Here is a 22,828-nt window from a genome sequence, read left to right on the forward strand (position 1 = left end):
CCAAAGCTCAGCCTGGCATGAGCATGGCTCAGCCTGGCATGAGCATGGAACGCGTCGACATCATCTTCGAGGTCAACGGCGCCGCCGTTTCTGTCTGCGTGCCGCCGGTTCGCCGTCTCTCTTCGGTGCTGCGCGACGAATTGCGCCTGACCGGCACCAAGATCGGCTGCGACGCCGGCGACTGCGGCGCCTGCACGGTGCTCGTCGACGGCGAACCCGTCTGCGCCTGCCTCATGTCAGCGGCTTCTGCCGCTGGTACCGTGGTGACGACGGTCGAGGGTCTCGCAAACGGCAGATTGTCGGCGCTGCAAGCCTCGTTCCTCGATCATGGCGCGGCGCAGTGCGGCATCTGCACCCCCGGCCTGCTAATCGCGGCGACAGCACTTCTGGAGAGGACGCCCAACCCAACCGAGGCCGAAACCCAGGATGCGCTGGGCGGCGTCCTCTGCCGCTGCACCGGCTACCGCAAGATCATCGCTGCGGTGATGAATGCTGGACGTTTCGCGAGCGAACTCTCGAACGACGGCGCTGCCCCTCATCCGCCTGCCGGCACCTTCTCCCCGCATTGTGAAGGGGAGAAGGGACAAGCTCCAGCGCCGGCGTCCCCCTCTCCCCGTCTTTCACGGGGAGAGGGGGAGGGTGACGGGCAGCACCAACGTCAGCGGCTGGATCTCGACCTTGACCGCAAAATGCCAATCTCAGGCCACGCCGTCGGTTCCTCTCCGATCAGGCTCGACGGCCTGCCGAAAGTTACCGGCGGCGAAAAATTCGGCGGCGATTCCTTCCCGGCCGACGCGCTGGCGGTGCTGGTGGTTCGCTCGCCGCATTATCACGCCCGCTTCGCCTTCGGCGATCTCGACGCCTGGGTGAAAGTCCATCCCGGCATCGTCGGCGTCTTCACCGCTGCCGACATTCCGGGAAAGAACTGCTTCGGCGTCATTGCGCCTTTTGCCGACCAGCCGGCGCTGGCTGAAGGTTTTTCGCGCTTTCGTGGCGAGGCGGTGGCGCTGGTTGCCGGCGAGCGCGAGGCCATCCTCGATCTCGATCTTTCGGATTTTCCTGTTCGTTGGACCGAGATGCCGCACCTTCTGCAGCCTTGCGAGGCGCAGGCCGGCGGCGTGCAGCTGATCCACGAGAACCGGCCGACAAACCTGCTCACATCAGGCTTTGTCGAGCGCGGCGACCCGGAGGCCGCCCTTGCCGGCGCTGCCTTCATCGTTTCGGGCGCCATCGACACGTCCTATGTCGAGCACGCTTACATCGAGCCTGAGGCCGGCTATGCCTATATGGACGACGGTACGCTCGTCGTCGTCGCCTGCACGCAGGCGCCCTACATGGACCGCGACGACGTGGCCAAGGTGCTTGGCCTTGCCGTCGACAAGGTGCGGATCGTGCCGACCGCCACCGGCGGCGGTTTTGGCTCCAAGCTCGACGTTTCGTTGCAGCCGCTGATCGGTCTGGTCGCGATCAAGACCGGGCGGCCGGCGGCACTCGCTTATACCCGTCATGAATCGATGATCTCGACCACCAAGCGTCATCCCGCCGAGATGACGGCGACCATCGGCGCCGATGCCGATGGCCGCATCACCGGCATGGTCTTTGCCGGCGATTTCAACACCGGCGCCTATGCGAGCTGGGGACCGACCGTCGCCAACCGCGTACCGGTGCATGCCTCCGGTCCCTATGCGACGCCGAACTATCGCGCAGAGGGCCGCGCCATTCACACAAATGGCCCGATCTCCGGCGCCTTCCGCGGTTTCGGCGTGCCGCAGGCGACGATCATGCAGGAAACGCTCTACGACGAGCTGGCCGAAAAGCTTGGGCTGGATCGGCTCGATTTTCGCGTTAGGAACTGCCTTCGTAACGGCTCCGAAACGGTTACCGGCCAGAAGCTGGAAGCGGGCGTCGGCATTGCCGAGTGCCTTGAAGCGCTGCGGCCGCATTGGATGCGTGCGCTTGTCGATGCCGATACATTCAACAGTGCCAATGACAGCAGGAGACGCGGGGTCGGTGTCGCCTCCTGCTGGTATGGCTGTGGCAACACCTCGCTGCCCAATCCGTCGACCATCAGGGTCGGCATCTCCGCCTCTGGCGATGTCGTCCTGCATCAGGGCGCAGTCGATATCGGGCAAGGCTCGAACACGGTCATCACCCAGATCTGCGCCGACGCGCTTGGCTTGCCGCTGGAAAAATTCCGGCTGAAAAGCGCCGACACGGCGATCACGCCGGACGCCGGCAAGACGTCCGCCTCGCGCCACACCTTCGTGACCGGCAAGGCCGCCGAAAAAGCCGGCCGCGCCTTGCGCGAGACTATGCTGCGCTTCGCCAATGTGTCGGAGAAAGCCGCGATCGCTCTCGATGGCACAAGCCTGGTCATCCGCGAGGGCGAAGCGACGCGGCATATCGATTTGTCCACGCTGAAGGCCGATGCCGATGGCTTCGTGTTCCGCGCCGAGGAAAGCTATGATCCGCCGACGCTGCCGCTCGACGCCAAGGGTCAGGGCAAGCCCTATGCCGTTTACGGCTACGGCGCGCAGATCGCCGAACTGGAGGTCGACCTCAAGCTCGGCACGGTGAAGCTGATCAAGATCACCGCAGCGCATGATGTCGGCAAGGCGATCAATCCGCTGCTCGCCGAGGGCCAGATCGAGGGCGGCATCGCGCAAGGCATCGGCATGGCGCTGATGGAGGAGTACATCCCCGGCCGCACCGAGAATTTGCACGATTACCTGATCCCGACGATAGGCGACGTGCCGCCGATCGAGACCATCCTGATCGAAGTTCCGGATCCGGAAGGACCCTTTGGCGCCAAGGGTCTGGGCGAACATGTGCTGATCCCGACGGCGCCGGCGATCCTCAATGCCATCCGCCATGCCACCGGCGTCCTGGTCACCAAAATTCCGGCGACGCCGAGCCGCATCCGCGCCGCGATTCGCGACAAGGAGGCACGCCGATGAGCGAGCTTGCCGAACGCTTCGAGACGCATGACCCCGGCGAGAAGCAAGTGGCGGAGAAGATCCGCTGCGATGCCTGCCCGGTCATGTGCTACATATCAGATGGCCGCACCGGCGCCTGTGATCGCTACGGCAACGTCGGCGGCAGGATCGTGCGGATGGATCCGCTGACCATCCTCGACCACGCGACCGAGGCCGGCGGCGCGGTCGTGCCGTTTGTCGCCGAGGGCGAAGAATGGGACGGCGAACTGGTCAACACCGGCCGTCGCTTCGTCACCGCGATCGGCGCCGGCACCACCTATCCCGACTACAAGCCGGCGCCTTTCATCGTTAGCCAGGAGGTCGAAGGCGTCGATCTCGTCACCGTCGTCACCGAGGGCATCTTCTCCTACTGCGGCGTCAAGGTGAAGATCGATACCGACCGTCATATCGGCCCCGAAACGGCGACGGTCCGCTCGGCAGGCGAGGCGATCGGCCATGTCACGACAGGCGAATATGGTTCGCAGATGCTGTCGCTGGGCGGCGTGCATCATCTGACCGGCGGTTCGAAAGCCGAAGGCCGTGCCACCTGCGATGCGCTGCTCAATCTATGCAACCGCAAGCCGGTCGAACTCACCATCGACGGCGGTGCCACGGTCATCGTCGAAGCCGCCAAGCCGCCGGTCATCGACGGCAAGCTCGAACATCGCATGCGCGTCGGCTGCGGCTCTGCCACCATCGGCATGTTCGCCACCCAGTGGCGCGGCCTGGTCGACGAGGTGGTGGTGGTCGACGATCACATCACCGGCGTCGTCTCCGAGCATCAGGCGGGCAAGGTGCTCGGCTGGCAGGACACGGGGATAAAAATCGTCGGCCGCCGTTCGACGCCGGGCCGCTATTTCAAGGTGTCAGAGCCGGGCCTCGGCTGGGGCGGCACCAGCATTTCCGATCCGCTGTCGATCCTTGGCGAATGGAATGCGAAGAAGGGCGCGCGTCCCGGCCTGTCGCTGCTGATGGTCTCGACCACCGGCGAGCAGTTCGCCTATTACGAGCTCGACGACGCGTTGAAGCCGGTGCAGAAATCATTCCCCGAGCGGCTGCAGAAATCCGTCGGCCTGATCGAGGAGAATTGCGAGCCGGCGCTGTGCACCGTGCTGTTCGTCGGCGGCGCCGGCGGCTCGCTGCGCGCCGGCGTCACCGAGAACCCGGTCAATCTGACCCGCTCGGTGCAGGGCCTGACGACTTATGTGACGGTCGGCGGCGCGCCGGTCTATGTCTGGCCGGGCGGCGGCATCACGCTGATGGTCGATGTCACCCGCGTGCCGGAAGGCGCCTTCGGCTATGTGCCGACGCCGGCGCTGGTGGCGCCGATCGAGTTCACCCTGCGCCGCGACGATTATATCAGGCTCGGCGGCTACGAAGCCGAGATCCGCAGCGTTGACGACATTCTGGCCAAAGGCGGCGAGTATCTCAACCCGCGCCACGGCACGGCTGCGCCGGCCCGCAATCCGTGGCCGCCGCTGGCGCAGTTGCGGCGTGCAGCGGGCAACGGAGCCAAGTGATGAACGGGCCGCAGGCACATTGGCTTGAGGACGGCAGGCGGCTGCATCTCAATCATGGCCCGATCGACCTGATCATCGAGGCATTCGGCAATGCGGACGAATGCCGCGCCGCCTATGGCCAGGCGGTGGCGCGGTTTCAAACAATCCTGCAGGAGCTCGTCGACGAACTGCCAGAACTGCGCCGCCCGGCCTCGTCGCGACCACGTGCTTTCGCTGGCCCGACGGCGCGACGCATGGAGGCGGCGGTTGTTCCGCTGGCGAAACAATTCATCACGCCGATGGCTGCGGTCGCCGGTTCGGTAGCCGACGAAATGCTTGGTGCGCTGCTGGCCGGGCGCCGGCTCGATCGCGCCTACGTCAACAATGGCGGCGACAGCGCGATCCATCTCGGCAACGGCGGGTCCATGACCCTCGCCATTGCCGGGACGGGCCATGGACTGGCAGACCGGATCACGATCCGCGCCGAAGACGGGATCCGCGGCATCGCGACAAGCGGCTGGCGCGGCCGTTCCTTTTCGCTCGGCATCGCCGACGCTGTTACCGTACTGGCGCGGACCGGTGCTGAAGCCGATGCCGCCGCGACCCTGATCGCCAATGCCGTCGACCTGCCCGGGCATCCTGCCATCGAGCGTGTGCCGGCGCGCGATCTGGCGCCCGACAGCGACCTTGGCGATCGATTGGTCACCCAAGCCGTCGGCGCGCTTTCATCAGGCGAAATAGCCGCCGCGCTCGACAGTGGGATCGCTGTCGCCGAAGATTTTCGGCGACATGGCTTGATTGCCGCTTCAGCCTTGTTCCTTGCCGATCAGGCACGGATCGCCGGTCCCATGGCGCTCGTTGCGCCCAACGAGAAATCAAGGAAGGAAATTGCCCATGCCTGAGTTTGCGATCCGCAAGGTTGCGGTGCTGACCGAAGAGATATTTCACGAGGGCGGGCCGGTGGCGAAGGTGCCGCGCCGCCGCGCCGCGGCCATGGCGGTGGTGAAGAACCCGTTCGCCGGCCGTTACGTGGAAGACCTCCAGAGCGCCATGGACGACCTGAAGCCGCTCGGGCTGCTGCTCTCCGACAAGCTCATTGCCGCATTGGGCGGCGACGTGAAGCAGATCGACGGCTTCGGCAAGGGCGCCATCGTCGGCATAGCCGGCGAGCTGGAGCATGGCGCGCTGTGGCATGTGCCTGGCGGCTATGCCATGCGCGAGCGGCTCGGCGACGCCAAGGCGATCGTGCCATCGGCAAAGAAGGTCGGCGCGTTCGGCTCGCGGCTCGACGTGCCGCTCGGCCATATCAACGCCGCCTATGTGCGCAGTCATTTCGATGCCATGGAGCTCGGCATTAGCGACGGGCCTCGTCCCGACGAGATCCTGTTCTGCCTCGCCATGACCTGCGGCCCGCGCGTGCACGACCGCATGGGCGGACTCGCGGCAAAAGACATCAAGGCGTGGGACGGACTGCGGTGAGTGCCGAAGACATCAAGCTCAAGCTGGTCGAGGCAGAGGAGCCTGACGAAAACGATTACCGCTTGCAGGAGCAGGTCGGCTTCATCCTGCGCAAGGCGCACCAGCGCCATGTCTCGATCTTCGCCGCGCACATTGCCGACCTGACACCGCCGCAATTCGCCGCCCTGGCCAAATTGCACGATGTCGGCGAGACCTCGCAGAACCAGCTTGGCAGCCTGATCGCCATGGACGCCGCGACGGTGAAAGGTGTCATCGACCGGCTCAAGGCGCGCGGCCTGGTCGAGCTTTCCAAGCATGAGGTCGACAAACGGCGCCTGCTGGTCAATCTGACCGCTGAAGGCCGCAATGCCGTCGAGCGGCTGATCCCGATCGCCCGCGAGATCACCGAGGAAACGCTGGCGCCGCTTTCGGCCAAGGAGGCCGCGATTTTCATGAGGCTTTTGGCCAAGCTGGCGTGAGCGCGGCCTTGGTCAGCGCTGCCCCTCACCTGCCTGCCGGCATCCTCTCCCCCGTAGAACGGGGAGAGGGCGCCGTCATCGACGACTTCGTCTCAGAGGCCGTTGTCCTTCAGGATCTGGGCGGCATTTTCCTTGGTGATCTTCTGCGTCGGCAGCGTGATGGTCTTTTCGACCTTCTCGCCGTTCAGAAACTTGATCGCCTGCCGCAGCCCTTCGGCACCCGGTGTCACATAGGTGAACGTCGCCGTCAGCTCACCATTGGCAACAAGCTGCACGCCTTCATTGGGCAGGCCGTCGATGCCGATGAACTTGATGTCCTTCTCGCGGCCGACATCCTTGGCGGCAAGATAGGCGCCGTAGGCCATCGGATCGTTGTGACCATAGACGAGGTCGATCTTCTCGTTGTTGCGCAGTGCCGTGGCCATGATGTTGTAGGCCTGGTCCTGTTTCCAGTCGCCCGACTGCTGGTCGAGCAAATATTTTATGCCCGGCTCCTTGTCAGTGAATTCATGGAAGCCGTCATGGCGGTCATGTGCCGGCTGAGTACCCATTCCGCCCCAGATCTCGACGACATTGCCGGCGGCCTTGCCCTTGCCGCCGAGCAATTCGACGGCGTATTCACCGGCAGCCCGGCCGATCAGCTTGTTGTCGCCGCCGACGAACTGCGTGTAGTCCTTGGTCTCGACGTTGCGGTCGAGCACGAAGACCGGGATCTTGGCGTCGATCGCCTGCTGCACGACGCCGGTCAACCCAGCGGATTCCTTCGGTGACACCAGCAGCGCGTCGACTTCCTGGCGGATCAGGTTTTCGACATCGGCGACCTGCTTTTCCGTCTTGTCCTCGCCGTCGGTGACGATCAGCTCGACTTCCGGATTTTTGGCGGCCTCAGCCAGAATGTCCTTGTTGAACTGGGCGCGCCAGGGCTCGATGGTCGTCACCTGCGAGAAGCCGATCTTCCACTTCTTGTCCTGCGCGTAGGCGTTGCCGCTGGCCAAAAGCGCGGTCGTGGTCAGCAGTGCCGCGGTGACAGCGGCGAGCTTCAACAATTCACGTCGTTTCATTTCTTGTTTCCTCCAAGATTTAGAGACGGGGTCTCTTTTGACGGCCGCTTTGCTGCGGTCGTTTCCTTGTGCGCCTGCCCGCCCCAGAGAGGCGCAAATACCAGGCGCAGATAGAAGAGAAGATCAACGGCATTGCGCTCCTGGACGAGCACGGTGCCGATGATGATCATCCCCTTCAGTACGAGCTGAAGGTTCGAATTGATGTTGTGCAATTGCAGGATATTCGAGAGCAGTCCGAAGATCAGCACGCCGCAGAATGTGCCGATGAGGCTGCCGCGCCCGCCCATCAGGCTGGTGCCGCCGATGACCACGGCGGCGATGGCATCGAGCTCCAGCCCGGCGCCGGCATCCGGCTTGCCTTGCCTGTATTGCGCGACATAGAGCACGGCCGCCACGCCGGCCAGCAGCCCGGACATGGCGTAGGTGGCGATCTTGACGCGGCCGGCGGCGATGCCGGACAGCCGTGCCGCCTCTTCGTTGCCGCCGATTGCATAGACGTAGCGGCCGAACGGGGTGAAGCGCAGCACCGCGCCGTAGATCAGGATCGCTCCGAGGAAGAACAGGCCCGGCATCGGAATCACGCCGAAGACCAGCGAGCGCAGCATCTCGAAATCGGCGGTGGCGTTCGACCCGGTGTAGACCGGCAGCACCGCATTGTTCTGGCCGGCGGTCAGCCGGGCGATGCCGAGCGCCGTCACCATCATCGCCAGCGTGACGATGAAAGGCTGCAGCCGCCCGGCAACGATGATGAAGCCGTTGAGTGCGCCGAACAGCAGGCCGACGCAAGGCGCCACCAGCAACACGCCGACCACGCCGAACTTTGAGCCAACCTGCGGCAGCAGGTACCACAGCACGAGACTGCAGAGGATCACCCCGACGATGCCGGGCGTGACCAGCCCACGAACGCTGTCCAGCCTGATGGCGTGGGTGGCCTGCGGGCCGGCGCGGGATTTTTCGATGTTCAGGAAGATGAAGCGGGTGACCAGAATGCCGAGGCAAAGGGCGACCACCGCAACTGTCGGCACCCCCAGCACCACCGCCGGCGTGACGCCCGGAACCGTCAGCAGCATGGCGCAGACCACGGTGCAGATCGCCATCAGCGAGCCGACGGAAAGATCGATGCCGCCGGTGATGATCACCGCCGTCATGCCGGTGGCGATCAGGCCGGTGGTCGACACCTGGCGCAGCACATCGAGCAGATTGCCGTAGGACAGGAAGATGTTGTTGCCCTTGGAGCTGATCGGCGAGCCCAGCACGCCGATCAGGAAGATGGCGATCAGGCCCCAATAGAGCTTCGTCCGGGACAGGATGTTCAAGATGCTCATGCGGCAGGCCTCGTCATGGTCCGGCGCGGCGCCGCGAGCCGCATAATGGCCTCCTCGCTGGCTTGCGCGCGCGAGAGGATCCCCGTCTGGCGACCATCGGCCATGACCAGGATGCGATCGGAAAGATGCAGCAGCTCCGGCAATTCCGAGCTGATGACGGCAATGGCGAGCCCGTCTCGCGCCAGCTTGAAGATGAGATCGTAGATCTCGCGCTTGGCGCCGACATCGATGCCGCGTGTCGGCTCGTCCAGCAACAGCACCCGCGGCCGCGTTGCCAGCCATTTGCCGATGACGACCTTCTGCTGGTTGCCGCCGGACAGTGTGCCGGCCGGCTGCTCGATGGTCCCGCAGCGAATGCCGAGCGCCTTGACCGCTTGCCGCGCCAGGCCTTGCTCGGCGGCCCGCGAGCGAAGGCCGAACCGCGCCAGCGCGCCGACCAGCGGCAGCGCGACATTGTCGGTAATCGAGGCCTGAAGATGCAGGCCTTGCGTCTTGCGGTCCTCGGTCACCAGAGCGATGCCGAGCCGGCGGGCGTCGCGCGGTGATCGGATTTCCACCGGCTCGCCATCGAGCCGGATTTCGCCGTCGGCACGTCCGCCGCTGGAGCCGAAGATGGTCTCCAGGATTTCGGTGCGTCCCGAGCCCAGCAGCCCGCCTATCCCCAGAATTTCCCCGGCGGCAAGATCGAAGCCGACGGCGTCGAGCGCGGTGCGCCAGCCGTGGCGGTCTGGTTTCGACAGCGACAGGCCGCTTACGGAGAGGACGACCCTGCCGCTGGGGCCACGCTCTTCCTGGGAAGAGGCAAGCAGGTTTCGCCCGACCATCGCCGAAATGATGGTGTCTTCGTCGAGCTTTGCCATCGCCTCGGTCAGCACATGGCGTCCATCGCGAAACACGGTGACCCGGCTGGCCAGCTGCATGACCTCGTCGATGCGGTGCGAGATGTAGACGATCGCTACGCCGCTTTCGGCGAGCTGGCGGATGATCCGGAACAGCCTTTGGCATTCGGCCGGCGAAAGCGCCGAAGTCGGCTCGTCCATGATCAGGATGCGCGCCGACATCGACAGTGCCTTGGCGATCTCGACCAGCTGCTGCTCGCCGACGCGCAAGCTGCCGACCCGCGCTTCCGGATTGAGCTCGATACCGAGCCTATGCAGCAGGGCGCCGGCGGCATGGCTGCTTGCCTTGCGGTCGACGATAAGTCCGGCGATCAGCTTCTCGCGCCCCAGGAAGATATTATCCGCAACGCTGAGCTCGGGGACGAGATTGAGCTCCTGGTGGATAATGGCGATGCCGGCATGCTCGGCGTCGCGGACCCCGGCGAAACGGACCGGATGGGCATCGACGTTCACCGTTCCGTCGTAATCCGTATAGATGCCGGAGAGGATTTTCATCAGCGTCGACTTGCCGGCGCCGTTTTCCCCCATCAGCGCATGGACCTCGCCGCGCCGCAGGTCGAAGCCGACATCGACAAGTGCGGCGATGCCGCCGAAGGTCTTGGAGATGTGCTCGGCGTTCAGAACGATGGCCGGGTCGGCGTCAGCCGCAACATCTCCGGACGTGCTGGAATTGCCAGGCTCCATGACAAGAACGGCCTCCCTTCCGTCGTCGTCGAATGTCCCAAACGCTAATCTAAACGTTTCGATCATGTCAAGCCGGTATCTGATGAGACGGGATTGATGCATTTCAATTCTTGCGCAAATCTGCGAGATTCCGTAGGTATTGCAGCCAGAGGGCGGTGAAACGTTTCGAAAATGATGGCGTCAAGGCGAAAAAAGCAGCGAAAGTCCACGGCCCCGACCATGCTGCACGTGGCTGAAGTGGCGCGTGTTTCGGTCGCCACCGTCTCGGCGCTGATCAACGGCACCGCGACCGTCAGTCCCGAGCTCAGCCAGCGCATCGAACAGGCGATCCGAGACATCGGCTACAAGCGCAACGCGATTGCCCGCAGCCTGAAGATGGGTACGACCCGCACCATCGGGCTTACCGTTCCCCACATCACCAATCCGTTCTTCACCGATGTCGTTTCGGTTATCCAGCAGGCATTCGACCGCGCCGGCTATGCGGTTATGCTGTGCTGCACGGACGAGGATCTGAACACGCAGGATGACCAGATCAGGCTGCTGCTCGACCGGATGGTCGACGGGCTGATCGTTGCGCGCGTTGGCGACGGCGCGATCCTGAAGAGAATTGTCGACGACGCCAACGTGCCGGTGGTGCTGCTCGACCGCGTTTGCGAAGGCGTCGATACCGACACCGTCGTTCTCGACAACCAGCGCGCGGTGTTCGACGCCATCAGCTATCTGATCGATCTCGGCCACCGGCGGATCGGCTACATCTCCGGCTCGTTCGACATCTCGCCCATGCATGAACGCATGACAGGGTATCGCGAGGCACTCCAGGCCGCCGGTCTGCCGGTTGAGAATGAGCTCGTCCGTTTCGGCAATTTCCATGAAGTCGACGGCTACAACGCGACGATGCAGCTGCTTTCGCTGCACGACCGCCCGAGCGCGATCTTCTCGGCCAACAACCCGATGGTGATCGGCACCATGAAGGCGATCCGCGATATCGGGCTGTCCTGCCCCGAGGATATTTCGGTCGCCTGCTTCGACGATTTTCCATGGTCGGACGTGTTCCAGCCGCAACTGACCACGGTCGCACAACCGGTCAAGGCGATCGGCGAGCAGGCGGCCAATCTGCTGCTCGACCGGCTCGCCGGAAACAGGGACGCGCCGCCGCGCAAGCTGGCGCTCAAGGGACGCCTTATGATCCGCAATTCATGCCGGCCACTGGGGGGCGCCCTTGGGGGCGATCGCACAAAGCGTCAGCGCCTGATGCATGTCGCCCAAAAGCATGCCCTCGGGCTTGAGCCAGGGCTTGAGCCGAGGGTGTGCAGCGGTTTTGGGATAACGACATGCATCAAATAAGAAAGACCATCAGGCCGCTTCCGACAGCGATTTGTGAATGTCGGCCAGGATCTCGAACGACCGCACCCGCGCTGCGTGGTCGAAAATCTGCGCGGTGACCATCAGCTCGTCGGCGCCGGTGCGCTGCACGAACGCCTCGATGCCTTGCCTGACTGTTTCCGGGGCGCCGACGACGGCGCAGGACAGCGCCTGGCCAAGCATGGTTTTGGCCATCGGGTCGAGGTCGCGCTCATATCCCTCGACCGGCGGCGGCAGTCGGCCGGGCCGGCCGGTGCGCAGATTGACGAAGGCCTGCTGCAGCGAAGTGAACAACAGCCGCGCCTCGGCGTCGGAGGGTGCAGCGAACACATTGAGACCGAGCATGACATAGGGCTTGTCGAGCTGTTCCGACGGCTGGAAGCGCGAGCGGTAGACTTCCAGCGCATGGTCGAGTTCGGCCGGTGCGAAATGCGAGGCGAAGGCGTAGGGCACGCCAAGCATGGCCGCGAGCTGCGCGCCATAGAGGCTCGAGCCCAGGATCCAGATCGGCACCTGCTCGCCCTCGCCGGGCACGGCTCGGATACGCTGACCGTCTTCGGCCGGCTGGAAATAGCCCATCAGCTCGACGACATCCTGCGGAAAACTGTCGGCGCCGGCCTCGAGGTTGCGGCGCAGCGCGCGCGCCGTGCCCATGTCAGTGCCCGGCGCCCGGCCGAGGCCGAGGTCGATACGGCCGGGATGCAACGCCGCCAGCGTGCCGAACTGCTCGGCGATGACCAGCGGCGAATGGTTGGGCAGCATGATGCCGCCGGCGCCGACGCGTATCGTCTTGGTGCCGCCGGCGACATGGGCGATGACGACCGATGTGGCCGCACTTGCGATGCCCGGCATATTGTGATGCTCGGCCAGCCAGTAGCGCTTGTAGCCCAGCCGCTCGGCATGGCGAGCGAGATCGAGCGAATTGGCGAGCGATTGCGAAGCGTTGCTGCCTTCGACGATCGGCGACAGGTCGAGAACGGAAAGAGCGGTCATGGCGTCTTAGGCCTCCAGGATTTTCTTTTGTCGCGCCATGGCCTCGAAGGCTGCACGGTCGGGGATGGCGATTTCGAGCGGGCCTTCCAGCACGTCGGCGAGTTCGGCGGCTGTCGCTATCTCGATCTGCTCGGTACGGCCGCCGAGATGATGCGTCGACAGCCGGTTGTTGCGGAGCGCATAACGGCGGCCCGGCAAGGCTCGTGCCGCGATTACGGAGGAAAGGAAGTGCGAGGTTGGGTGGGTCGATAGGAAATGGTTGCTGACCGAATAGTCGACCTCATAGTTCTGCTGCATGTCGAAGCGGTAAATTGTCCGCCAATCGCCGCCGACATTGGCCTGCAGCCGAAAATGATCGCCTGTCGCAATCATGCGGAATGTCTCATGTGGGGTCTTTTGCTCGAGACCCGGTCGAAGCAGGAGCGGCGCTGTCAGCGTCAGTCCGCCGAAGCCGACATCGGCAATGTAGGTTCGGCCGTCGAGTTCGACGCGCAGCAACATATGGCTCCGTGCGGTTATGGCATCATCGGGCTGGCCCCAAAGAACGCGTGCGGCAAGGCCGCTGACGACGAAGCCAAGCGCCTTCAGCACATGCATGAAAATGAGATTGTGCTCGAAGCAATAGCCGCCGCGACCCCGAGCGACGATCTTTTCCTGCAGCGAGGCGAGATCGAGACGAACCGGATGGCCTAGAAACGGATCGAGATTTTCGAACGAGATTGCCTGCGGGTGTAAGAGATGGAGCGACTTCAGCGTTTCCAGCGAAGTGTCCCTCAAGCCGGTGTATCCGATGCGGGCGAAATAGGCGTCGATGTCGAAGGAGATGTCGGTCATGGAAGGGAGCCCGGCTTTGACCGGCTCGATATAGGCATTCAATCCGGGCGCCGCAAACGCCGCGCGCCGGTTTGCGCTGCAGCACTGTCCATCTCCTCGATGAGTTCTTCTTCAACCACCGCCGTATGCTGCGCCGCCAGGAAATTGCCGACGTGGCCGAGGCCGTCGAAATGATCGCAGAACACCTTGATGACGACCAGCAGCGGCACCGCCATCAGCGCGCCGACGAAACCCCACAGCCAGGACCAGAAGGCAATTGCAATGAGGATCGCCACGGCGTTGATCTCTAGGCGCCGGCCGACCACCGTCGGCGTCACGAATTGGCCTTCGACGGTATCGCACAACAGCACGAAGGCCGGCGCCAGCAGCGCGTAGGAGATGCTGTCGAAGCTGATCAGCGCGATGATCGTGACAAGAGTGATCGTAATCAGCGCCCCGATATAGGGCAGGAAATTAAGCAGAGCCGCTGCTGCGCCCCAGACCTGCGGGTTGGGCACGCCGAGGGCCCAGAGGCCGAGTCCGATGACCACGCCCAGGCATGTATTGATGACGGCGACGGTAAGCAGGTAGTGCGAGATTTCACGTTCGACATCATAGACGACGCGCAGTGCCCGCTTCTTTTCGCTGAGACTGGGGAAGGATTCGACGATCTTCTCATAGAACATCGTGCCGGAGGCGAGCAGGAAGAGCGACAGGACGAAGACGATGATGAGGCTGGTGCCCGCCGACAGCAAATTGCTGGCGGCTTGTGGGAGAAGGCCTGATTGCGCCATGGCTACCCGCTGGACGCCCGGCCCTTGGGAGGTCTGCGTCAGTCCCTCTATCTGCCGCGAAATCTCCATGATCCTTTCGAAAGGACGCCGCAGTTGCGCGAGACGTTCGGTCAGCTGCTGGCCAATCACCGAGGTGTTATTGATGAGGTCGATGACCGGGCCGCTGAGCAGATAGCCGGCCACGGCAAGGATGCTGACCGACAGCACCACCAGCAGTGTCGCCGATATCACATCGGGCATGCCGTGTTTGCGCAGGAAGCGGACGATCGGCGTCAACGTCAGCGCCAGCAGGAAGGCCAGGATGACCGGCATGAAGAAGGCACGGGCGAAGGAGAGCGCGTAGATCGCCATAAGGATGAAGATGCCAACGAGCAGCGAACGCATCAGATGCATGTCCGCACGCGCCTCGACGCGCGGATCCGGGCTCTTTGCGGCGCCCGAAGCGGCGGGTTCGGCTTTCATTCTGGCCCTCGGCGGCACACTGCGATTGGTGTACGCTGTTGGCGGAAACGTCTTTGCGGCTTCAAGGTTCCGTTAGAGCGACGTGCGTCCGCTTGGACGCACAAAGTACGCTCTAACACTTTTGAATCTACGCCTCGTGCTTTCCGAAAATCGATTCCGATTGCGGGCCGATGCGTTAGCCGGCGCTGACGATGACCTTAGCCCTACGATCTTGCCGGCGAATCAGGCGGCTGGCGCAGCCACGGCGGGAATGGCCTTCGCCGTTTCCTTGCGTACGATCGGCGCCACCTTGGTGCCGTAGAGTTCGATCGCCTTCATGACCGTGGCGTGCGCCATGGTGCCGATTGCCATTTGCAGCAGGAAGCGGTCGTTGCCAAATATCTTGTGCTGGGCAACGATCTTTTCGGCCACCTGTTCTGGATTGCCGACGAACAGCGCGCCGCTCGGGCCGCGCGACTGGTCGAAATGTGCTCTCGACGTCGGACCCCAGCCGCGCTCGCGGCCGATGCGGTTCATCACCTCGGCCTGCGGCCCATAAAAATCGTCAGCCGCCTGGTCGGTGGTCTCGGCGATGAACCCGTGGACATTGAGGCTGGTGGCGAGATCAGCCGGATCGTTGCCGGCCCGTTTGGCCGCCTCCCTGTAGATGTCGAACAGCGGCGCGAACCGCGCCGGCTCGCCGCCGATGATAGCCAGCGCCAGCGGCAGGCCGAGTGCGCCGGCCCGCGCGGCGGACTGCGGCGTGCCGCCAATCGCGATCCAGATCGGCAATCTGTCCTGGAACGGGCGGGGGTAGACGCCGCGATCGTTGATCGGAGCGCGCAGCCTGCCCGACCAGGTCACCTTGACGCTGTCGCGTACCGCAAGCAGCAGGTCGAGCTTTTCGGCAAAGAGCTCATCATAATCTTCGAGATTGTAGCCGAACAGCGGAAAGGATTCGATGAACGAGCCGCGCCCGGCCATGATCTCGGCCCGGCCGCCTGACAGAAGGTCGAGCGTCGCGAACTGCTGGAAGACACGAACCGGATCGTCAGAGGAAAGCACGGTGACCGCGCTGGTCAGCTTTATACGCCTGGTGCGTTCGGCCGCTGCGGCCAGGGCCACGACCGGCGCTGAAGCCGCATAATCGGGACGGTGATGCTCGCCCAGTCCAAACACGTCGAGGCCGACCTGGTCGGCCAGCTCGATCTCCTCGATCAGGTTGCGCAGCCGCTCATGCGCACCGATGGCACCGGGACCCGGCTCCGGGCTGACGTCGGCGAAGGTGTAGAGACCGAGTTCCATCATCTGTCATCCTGGCGTTTTGTTTTTCGCGCTACAGGTAGCGACCAGTCCGCCGCGCCGCCAGAGGGCCGGATGGTGAACAGTGCATGTCCGGTTCAGCCGAATTCAGCCGAAAAGGCGTCTCCCGGCTGCAACAGCTCAGAATTTCATGGCTGGCATACCGTTTTGGCGCTTGAACTCTGGGTTTTCACGCGTATGTAAGCCTCGCAAATTGACTCCAGGGAAGTGGACTTGGCTATCTATAGGGAAAAAGACGTTTTCGAGCGGCGCAATGCCGCGAACGAGGCAAAGAAGGCGCTTCTCGAGCGCTTCAAGGCAAAGCCGGCAGCAGACGATCCAGCGGTGCTGGCACGACAGGCCGAACGCAAGGCAATCCTCGAAGCTCGTGCGATACGCGAGGCCGAAAAGGCCAGGCTGAAGCAGGAAAAGCTGGCGCGCGAAGCTGCCGAAAAGGCCGAGCGCGAAGCTGCTGCCGAAGCAGCGCGTATTGCTGCGGAAGAAGCGGCGCAGGCGGAAGCGAAGATCCGGGAAGCCGAAGAGAACGAGCGCATCGCTCGTTTGCTTGCCGACGAGGCCGAGCGCAAGGCCAAGCGCGACGCGCGCTATGCGGCGCGCAAGCAGCGCACCGGCAGGACGCCTCCGGGCTTTTCAGCTCGCTAGCTCTCCTACAGCGCGATTTCACGAATCAAATTCAGGGCCGCCTTGCAGCGGCCCTGAAGGCGTTTGTGCTGCGGCCTTGCTGCAAAACTAGGCCGCGAGTTTCAATCCCATGATGCCGCAGACGATGAGTGCGATGCAGGCCAGCCTGATCGCGGTCGCAGGCTCGCCGAGCAGCCAGATGCCAAGCAGCGCCGTGCCGACGGTGCCGATGCCGGTCCACACAGCATAGGCCGTGCCGACCGGCAGCATCTTCAGTGCCAGTCCGAGCAAGGCAAGACTGACGACCATCGAGACAACCGTCAGGACAGTCGGCAGCGGCTTCGAAAAGCCATCAGTGTATTTGAGGCCGATCGCCCAGCCGATCTCGAACAGGCCAGCGAAGAAGAGAAGAATCCACGACATCGGAACGCTCCATTGGATTGCGGGTCGTCCCGGTCTTTTCGGAAAGCGCGAAGTCGTCTTCGCTGCATTGATCGCGAAGTCGCCTTCGCTGCATTGATATGGAAATTTCGGGTGCCCAATCAACAGCAGCGCCGACGGCATTTCAGGACCAATCGCTGGATGTCGATTGGTCCTGAAATGCCGTCGGTCATGACCTTGCGCCGAAACGCCGAGGCTTACTTGTCCTTGAGTTTGGTCGCCTTGACGGGCGGCGCTTTCAGGGTCGGGGCAGCGGCGGGTTTCTTTGCGTCCTTCTTCGGCTTGCGGGCTTCTTTGCCCGCCTTCATCGCACCTTTAGCCATGATTCGTTTCCTCCGATTGTGGCAAGCGAAATGAACCAAGAGAAACGTCCGACCGCAAGAGGCATAATCTGGCGCGCGTGCGTCAGCCGGCGGCCGTCAACCGTTTCTAATTCGCTCGTAAACCGCGCTGGTCCGTGCGATGATCTTTTTTGCACTGCAGCACAGCCCGTGCCTTCGCCGGGTGATGATCCGGCAGGCCGGTCAGGACGACAATGCGAATCCATATCGGCTGCGAGATGAGCTTCGATTTTCCGCAGGAAACGCCGCTGATCGCGATGCTCAACGTCCACTATTCCCGCGCATCCGATCTCGATCGGCCGGATTTCCTGACCTCGAACCCGCCGGTACCGATCGAGAGCTACCGCGACAGTTTCGGCAATTGGTGCAACCGTCTTGTTGCCCCGCCCGGGCGCTTTACCTTCGGCACGGACGCGGTGATCCGCGATCCCGGAACCTTCGAGATCGGCGATCTGGTGGCGTGGCAGCACGAGGTGCGCGACCTGCCGTCGGAGACATTGCTGTTCCTGCTGCCCAGCCGCTATTGCGAGAGCGACGTGCTGGCGAGCGAGGCGTGGCGGCTGTTCGGCCACACACCGCTCGGCATTCCACGCGTGCAGGCGGTCTGCGATTTCGTCCACAACCACATTATCTTCAATTACGGCAATGCGCGGCCGACGCGCACCGCGGCAGAGGCCTATCGTGAGAAAAGCGGCGTCTGTCGCGACTTCGCCCATCTCGCCGTCGCCTTCTGTCGCGCCTTGAACATCCCGACGCGCTACTGCACCGGCTACATCAGCGACATCGGCCTGCCGAAACCGTGGTCGGACATGGATTTCGCCGCCTGGATGGAGGTCTATCTCGGCGGCCGCTGGCATGCCTTCGATCCGCGCAACAATGCGCCGCGCATCGGCCGTATCCTGATCGCCTCCGGCCGCGACGCAGCCGATGTGCCGCTGACCCATATTTTCGGGCCGGGCACGCTGGCCGGCTTCAAGGTCTGGACGGAAGAGGTCATCGAACAGGCGTCGGCGCAGCAGTCTTGAACCGCCGGATGCTTCGCGCGTTGTGAATGCCTGTGGAACTGCGGCGGCTGCGCCGTTAAGCTCGAACGCGTCGAGGCGCAGCCGAAGGGAGGAGCGAAGATGAAAATCGACGGCGGGTGCCATTGCGGCGCTATCACCTACGAAGCGGAGGTCGATCCGGAAAAGACCAGTATTTGCCACTGCATCGATTGTCAGCAGCTGACGGGCACGGCCTTCCGCGTGACCGTGCCGGCGCCGGAGGACCACTACCGGATCACCAAGGGCACGCCGAAGATCTACATCAAGATCGCATCGAGCGGCGCCAGGCGCGCCCAGGCCTTTTGCGGCGAGTGCGGTTCGCACCTCTATGCCACGTCGGTCGGCGACGGGCCGAAAGTCTACGGCATCAGAGTCGGCACGGCGCGGCAGCGCGAACAACTGATCCCGAGAAAACAGATATGGCACCGCTCGGCGCTGCACTGGCTGCCGGAGTTCGAAGGCATGACGACCGTCGAGGAGCAATAGCCTCTCAGTCGTCGCCTTCGACGACCCTTAGTCTCAGCTGACCGGTCTTGGAGTCGGCGACGCGCGCACCCGCTTCGGCCTTCGCGCTGGCCCCCGATCCGGCGTCGCCCTCCGTCGGCTGCGCGCCGAACTCCAGTGCCTCGATCTTCTGGCCGCGCTTGGTCACCTTCGACGTCGAGACGAGGATATCGTCGATATCCTTGGCCGACTGGCCGAAATGGCTCTGCAGCTTGCGCACCCGTTCGTCGAGGCGCGAGACATCCTCCATCAGCCGGATGACTTCGCCCTGGATCAGATGCGCCTGTTCGCGCATGCGGGCGTCCTTGAGGATCGCCTGGATGACCTGGATCGACAGCATCAGCAGCGACGGCGAGACGATGACGATTCGGGCACGGTGCGCCTTGTGGACAATCCCCTCGAAATTCTCGTGGATCTCCGCGAACACCGATTCCGACGGCACGAACATGAAGGCGGTGTCCTGCGTCTCGCCCTGGATCAGGTATTTTTCTGAAATATCGCGGACGTGCACCTCGATGTCGCGCCGAAACGCTTGGGCTGCGACCTTCTGCAAATCGACGCCTTCGGCGGCACGGATGGCGTTCCAGGCTTCCAGCGGAAACTTGGCGTCGATGGCAAGTGCGGGCGCGCCATTCGGCATCTTCACCAGGCAGTCGGGCCGGCTGCCGTTCGACAAGGTCGCCTGGAATTCGTAGGCACCGTGCGGCAGGCCGTCGGCGACGATAGCCTCCATGCGAGACTGGCCGAAGGCGCCGCGCGTCTGCTTGTTGGAGAGGATCGCCTGAAGCTGAACGACCTGGCCGGCGAGCGACTGGATGTTGCCCTGCGCCGTATCGATGACCGCCAGCCGCTCCTGCAGTCTGGCGAGGCTCTCATGCGTCGATTTCGTCTGCTCGGTCATGGTCTGGCCGAGACGGCCGGTCATCGCGTCGAGGCGTTGACCGATCGATTGTGTGAGTTCGGCCTGCCGCGCCCCGAACACTTCGGCGATCGCGCCGATGCGGCCCTGCATCTCGGCCTGGCTTTGCAAAATGCCGGCCATCCGCGCCTCCGCGTCACGGGCGTGGTCGGCGGCTTCGGCGGCAGCCACCGCACGCGCCTTGGCCGAGCGCCAGAGCGCGACGACGAGCGCCACGAACAGGCCCAGAAACAGGATCGCGCCGAATGCCAGTGCGTGACCGAGCGTGATCGTGGTGGCGCCGAGCCGGGCGATTGGTTCGGACAGGATGGTGGTCAGGTCATTCATATGGGGCAGCATAGATGATTCGGCCTGACGGCACAGATCAAAACGTGAACGGCGCTGCAAATGCCCAGGTTGACGCTTTTCGTGCGAGGTCTTAGGTGAGACGCCATGTCGATCAAGCCGCTCATCATCCTTCCCGATCCCGTCCTGCGCCAGGTTTCGAAACCGGTCGAGCGCGTCGACGCCGCTTTGCGCAAACTGGCCGACGATATGCTGGACACCATGTATGATGCGCCGGGCATCGGTCTGGCGGCGATCCAGGTCGGCGAGCCGCTGCGCATGCTGGTGATCGACCTCGCCAAGGAAGACGAGCCGCCGGCGCCGCATGTCTTCATCAATCCCGAGATTCTTGAGAGCGCCGATCAGCGCTCTGTCTACGAGGAAGGTTGCCTGTCGATCCCGGATTACTATGCCGAGGTCGAGCGCCCCGCCGCTGTGCGGGTGAAATATCTCGATCGCGACGGCAAGCTGCAGGAGATCGAGGCCGAAGGGTTGATGGCGACTTGCCTGCAGCACGAAATCGACCATCTCAACGGCGTTCTGTTCATCGACCACATCTCGAAGCTGAAGCGCGACATGGTGGTGAAGAAGTTCAAGAAGCTCGCGAGGGACAAGACGCCGGGCAAGTTGGTGGGATAGGGCGATACTCGCGCAGTTTGATGCTGAACCTTTCGAAGATATTGGCGGGACAGCGCCCCTCTGCCCTGTTCCAGATCAGGAAATGGAGACGCCGATGAGCGACATGCTGATCAGAAATATTCCCGAACCCTTGAAGCGGGAAATCGAGCAGGCGACGCGTAAGAGCGGCCAGAGCGTCTCGGGCAAGGCGATCGCTCTTCTGCGCGAAGGCATGGTCGCCGAAAGGCAAGCCAGGCTGGAGCCGGGTCGTTCGGCATGGGACGCTATTCGCGCGACTTTCGCTGCTGAAAACGCAATTGGCGATGAATTCGCCAAGCTCATGAACGAAATCGAAGCAGAAAGGAAACGCGACTTCGGTCGCCGACCCGCAAAGTTCGCGACTTCGACTGAGCCGACTTAGCGGCCAGACCTAGACCGGACCCGGAACAAAAATGCCCCTGCGCGTCATCTTCATGGGTACGCCCGAATTCTCCGTGCCGACGCTGCGGGCGATCGCAGATGCCGGGCATGAGATAGAAGCCGTCTACACCCAGCCACCGCGCGCCGCCGGTCGCCGTGGGCTGGAACTGACGCGGTCGCCGGTGCAGCGCGAGGCGGAGCGGCTGGGCCTCGAGGTGCGGACGCCGGTGTCGCTGAAAAGCGAAGGCGAGCAGCAGGCGTTCCGCGCCTTGCGGGCCGATGTCGCCGTCGTCGTCGCCTATGGATTGCTGTTGCCTAAACCGATTCTCGAGGCGCCGCGGCTCGGCTGCCTCAATGGTCACGCGTCGCTGTTGCCACGCTGGCGCGGCGCCGCCCCTATCCAGCGCGCCATCATGGCCGGCGATATTGAGACAGGCATGATGGTGATGCGGATGGAAGAGGGCCTGGACACCGGCCCGGTGGCGATGGTCGAAAAATGCGCCATCGGCCCCGATATGACGGCCGGCGAACTGCACGATCGGTTGATGCACGTTGGTGCCGCGCTGATGGCGGAAGCGCTGGCACGAATGGAACGGGATGCCCTGACATTTACCGCACAGGCGACGGAGGGGGTGACCTACGCCAAAAAGATCGATAAAGCGGAGACGCGCGTGGACTGGACGCGGCCTGCTGGCGAAGTCCACGATCATATTCGCGGCCTGTCGCCCTTTCCCGGCGCATGGTGCGAGACCGAAATTGGCGGCCGCCTGGAGCGGCTGAAACTGCTTCGCTCGACGCTTTCGGATGGCGCCGGCGAGCCGGGAGGAATTCTCGACGACCGGCTGACGGTCGCCTGCGGGTCAGGCGCGATCAGGCTGGTCGAAGTTCAACGTGCGGGCGGAAGGCCCATTGCCGCGCAGGAATTTCTGCGCGGGGCCAAGCTCGAAGAAGGAATGAAATTCTCATGAGCATGATGTCGATACGCGCGGCAACGCCGCGGGACCGCGAGGCGATCCGCCTCGTCGAGGAACACGCCTTCGGCCAGCAGGCGGAGGCCGGACTGGTCGACGCGCTGGTCAGCGGCGGCGATGCCATCGTCGAACTGGTGGCGGAAGAAGATGGACAGGTGGTCGGCCATATCCTGTTTTCGAGGCTTTTCGTGCAGAACGGCGGCAAGAGCTTTCCGGCGGTGGCGCTGGCGCCTCTGGCGGTCGAGCCGTCATTCCATGGCACTGGCATCGGCGGTGCGCTGGTCCGCGAGGCGCATATCCGGCTGAAGGACGCCGGCGAGGTGCTGGCGGTTGTGCTTGGCGATCCCGCTTATTATGGCCGCTTCGGCTACAGTCATGCGCGCGCCGAAAGGTTCGAAAGCGAGTATCAGGGCGAAGCCCTGCAGGCGCTGGCCTGGGGCGAGGCGCCTGAGACCGGCAAGCTGGTCTATGCTTCGGCTTTTAGCTCCGCGCTCGCCGCCTAACCTCATCCTGCTTAGGA

At 63.7% G+C, this 22,828-nt stretch carries 22 protein-coding genes and 1 pseudogene; 13 read left to right on the plus strand and 10 right to left on the minus strand.

All coding sequences use genetic code 11. The annotated features are described in order from the left end of the window. Positions 1 to 17: 17 nt before the first annotated feature. The 5 genes from AC0L14_RS06345 to AC0L14_RS06365 are packed head-to-tail and all read left to right on the plus strand — an operon-like array spanning position 18 to position 6,411. On the plus strand, positions 18 to 2,957 hold the full coding sequence (locus tag AC0L14_RS06345; protein ID WP_473749047.1) for a molybdopterin-dependent oxidoreductase: 2,940 nt from the start codon (positions 18 to 20) through the stop codon (positions 2,955 to 2,957). Next, the gene (locus tag AC0L14_RS06350) at positions 2,954 to 4,495 is read left to right on the plus strand and encodes a 6-hydroxynicotinate reductase (RefSeq protein ID WP_473748944.1); all 1,542 of its coding nucleotides are present in this window, start codon (positions 2,954 to 2,956) and stop codon (positions 4,493 to 4,495) included. Before AC0L14_RS06345 ends, AC0L14_RS06350 begins: the two co-directional genes overlap by 4 nt. Next, a complete protein-coding gene (locus AC0L14_RS06355; protein ID WP_473748945.1) occupies positions 4,495 to 5,376 on the plus strand; it encodes a UPF0280 family protein in 882 nt (293 codons plus the stop codon). Before AC0L14_RS06350 ends, AC0L14_RS06355 begins: the two co-directional genes overlap by 1 nt. Further along, positions 5,369 to 5,953: an amino acid synthesis family protein gene (locus tag AC0L14_RS06360; protein ID WP_473748946.1), complete on the plus strand. Its 585-nt coding sequence runs from the start codon at positions 5,369 to 5,371 to the stop codon at positions 5,951 to 5,953. Before AC0L14_RS06355 ends, AC0L14_RS06360 begins: the two co-directional genes overlap by 8 nt. After that, positions 5,950 to 6,411: a MarR family winged helix-turn-helix transcriptional regulator gene (locus AC0L14_RS06365; protein WP_095491183.1), complete on the plus strand. Its 462-nt coding sequence runs from the start codon at positions 5,950 to 5,952 to the stop codon at positions 6,409 to 6,411. The genes AC0L14_RS06360 and AC0L14_RS06365 overlap by 4 nt, the downstream gene beginning before the upstream one ends. Positions 6,412 to 6,503: 92 nt before the next feature. On the opposite strand, the gene AC0L14_RS06370 is transcribed toward AC0L14_RS06365, so the two are convergent. Genes AC0L14_RS06370 through AC0L14_RS06380 form a run of 3 tightly spaced genes read right to left on the minus strand, consistent with a single transcriptional unit; the run spans position 6,504 to position 10,380 of the window. Beyond that, the gene (locus tag AC0L14_RS06370) at positions 6,504 to 7,472 is read right to left on the minus strand and encodes a substrate-binding domain-containing protein (protein ID WP_473748947.1); all 969 of its coding nucleotides are present in this window, start codon (positions 7,470 to 7,472) and stop codon (positions 6,504 to 6,506) included. Continuing rightward, positions 7,469 to 8,797 (minus strand): ABC transporter permease, encoded by a 1,329-nt coding sequence (locus AC0L14_RS06375; protein ID WP_473748948.1) that lies wholly within the window; start codon positions 8,795 to 8,797, stop codon positions 7,469 to 7,471. Before AC0L14_RS06375 ends, AC0L14_RS06370 begins: the two co-directional genes overlap by 4 nt. Next, positions 8,794 to 10,380, minus strand: a complete 1,587-nt coding sequence (locus AC0L14_RS06380) for a sugar ABC transporter ATP-binding protein (protein WP_473748949.1) — start codon at positions 10,378 to 10,380, stop codon at positions 8,794 to 8,796. Before AC0L14_RS06380 ends, AC0L14_RS06375 begins: the two co-directional genes overlap by 4 nt. Positions 10,381 to 10,599: 219 nt before the next feature. Between AC0L14_RS06380 and AC0L14_RS06385 the strand changes: the two are divergent. After that, positions 10,600 to 11,592, plus strand: a pseudogene (locus tag AC0L14_RS06385) (LacI family DNA-binding transcriptional regulator); the annotation flags it as partial. 141 nt (positions 11,593 to 11,733) lie between these two features. Here AC0L14_RS06385 and AC0L14_RS06390 read toward each other — a convergent pair. The 4 genes from AC0L14_RS06390 to AC0L14_RS06405 form a co-directional block, all read right to left on the minus strand. Further along, positions 11,734 to 12,735: an LLM class flavin-dependent oxidoreductase gene (locus tag AC0L14_RS06390; protein WP_473748950.1), complete on the minus strand. Its 1,002-nt coding sequence runs from the start codon at positions 12,733 to 12,735 to the stop codon at positions 11,734 to 11,736. 6 nt (positions 12,736 to 12,741) lie between these two features. Next, positions 12,742 to 13,569, minus strand: coding sequence for an arylamine N-acetyltransferase family protein (locus tag AC0L14_RS06395; protein WP_473638873.1), 828 nt, complete (start codon positions 13,567 to 13,569; stop codon positions 12,742 to 12,744). Positions 13,570 to 13,607: 38 nt separating this feature from the next. After that, a complete protein-coding gene (locus tag AC0L14_RS06400; protein WP_473748951.1) occupies positions 13,608 to 14,804 on the minus strand; it encodes an AI-2E family transporter in 1,197 nt (398 codons plus the stop codon). A gap of 222 nt (positions 14,805 to 15,026) precedes the next feature. Next, the gene (locus tag AC0L14_RS06405) at positions 15,027 to 16,088 is read right to left on the minus strand and encodes an LLM class flavin-dependent oxidoreductase (protein WP_473749049.1); all 1,062 of its coding nucleotides are present in this window, start codon (positions 16,086 to 16,088) and stop codon (positions 15,027 to 15,029) included. Positions 16,089 to 16,319: 231 nt separating this feature from the next. On the opposite strand from AC0L14_RS06405, the gene AC0L14_RS06410 reads away from it, so the two are divergent. Further along, the gene (locus AC0L14_RS06410) at positions 16,320 to 16,748 is read left to right on the plus strand and encodes a DUF6481 family protein (protein WP_023801556.1); all 429 of its coding nucleotides are present in this window, start codon (positions 16,320 to 16,322) and stop codon (positions 16,746 to 16,748) included. An 87-nt stretch (positions 16,749 to 16,835) separates the two neighbouring features. On the opposite strand, the gene sugE is transcribed toward AC0L14_RS06410, so the two are convergent. Together sugE and AC0L14_RS06420 are read right to left on the minus strand one after the other, a co-directional pair. Further along, positions 16,836 to 17,150 carry a quaternary ammonium compound efflux SMR transporter SugE gene (gene sugE / locus AC0L14_RS06415; protein WP_123147326.1) on the minus strand — a complete coding sequence of 105 codons (315 nt, stop codon included), beginning with the start codon at positions 17,148 to 17,150 and terminating at the stop codon, positions 16,836 to 16,838. A 215-nt stretch (positions 17,151 to 17,365) separates the two neighbouring features. Beyond that, positions 17,366 to 17,491 (minus strand): hypothetical protein, encoded by a 126-nt coding sequence (locus AC0L14_RS06420; RefSeq protein WP_023801558.1) that lies wholly within the window; start codon positions 17,489 to 17,491, stop codon positions 17,366 to 17,368. Positions 17,492 to 17,703: 212 nt separating this feature from the next. Between AC0L14_RS06420 and AC0L14_RS06425 the strand changes: the two genes are divergently transcribed. Together AC0L14_RS06425 and AC0L14_RS06430 are read left to right on the plus strand one after the other, a co-directional pair. Further along, positions 17,704 to 18,534: a transglutaminase-like domain-containing protein gene (locus AC0L14_RS06425; protein ID WP_473748952.1), complete on the plus strand. Its 831-nt coding sequence runs from the start codon at positions 17,704 to 17,706 to the stop codon at positions 18,532 to 18,534. A 99-nt stretch (positions 18,535 to 18,633) separates the two neighbouring features. Beyond that, the gene (locus tag AC0L14_RS06430) at positions 18,634 to 19,038 is read left to right on the plus strand and encodes a GFA family protein (RefSeq protein WP_123147327.1); all 405 of its coding nucleotides are present in this window, start codon (positions 18,634 to 18,636) and stop codon (positions 19,036 to 19,038) included. A 4-nt stretch (positions 19,039 to 19,042) separates the two neighbouring features. On the opposite strand, the gene AC0L14_RS06435 is transcribed toward AC0L14_RS06430, so the two are convergent. Next, entirely contained in the window at positions 19,043 to 20,302 is a 1,260-nt protein-coding gene (locus AC0L14_RS06435) for a DNA recombination protein RmuC (RefSeq protein WP_123147328.1), read from the minus strand. Between the two features lie 105 nt (positions 20,303 to 20,407). Here AC0L14_RS06435 and def point away from each other — a divergent pair, with 105 nt between their 5' ends. The 4 genes from def (at position 20,408) to AC0L14_RS06455 (ending at position 22,811) form a co-directional block, all read left to right on the plus strand. Continuing rightward, positions 20,408 to 20,938, plus strand: coding sequence for a peptide deformylase (gene def, locus AC0L14_RS06440; protein WP_123146155.1), 531 nt, complete (start codon positions 20,408 to 20,410; stop codon positions 20,936 to 20,938). Positions 20,939 to 21,032: 94 nt separating this feature from the next. Next, positions 21,033 to 21,338 (plus strand): plasmid stabilization protein, encoded by a 306-nt coding sequence (locus AC0L14_RS06445; RefSeq protein ID WP_473748953.1) that lies wholly within the window; start codon positions 21,033 to 21,035, stop codon positions 21,336 to 21,338. Between the two features lie 31 nt (positions 21,339 to 21,369). After that, on the plus strand, positions 21,370 to 22,305 hold the full coding sequence (gene fmt / locus AC0L14_RS06450; protein WP_473748954.1) for a methionyl-tRNA formyltransferase: 936 nt from the start codon (positions 21,370 to 21,372) through the stop codon (positions 22,303 to 22,305). Then, positions 22,302 to 22,811: a GNAT family N-acetyltransferase gene (locus AC0L14_RS06455; protein ID WP_473488422.1), complete on the plus strand. Its 510-nt coding sequence runs from the start codon at positions 22,302 to 22,304 to the stop codon at positions 22,809 to 22,811. The genes fmt and AC0L14_RS06455 overlap by 4 nt, the downstream gene beginning before the upstream one ends. The last annotated feature ends 17 nt before the right edge of the window (positions 22,812 to 22,828 follow it).

The organism is Mesorhizobium sp. WSM4841 (assembly GCF_055811515.1).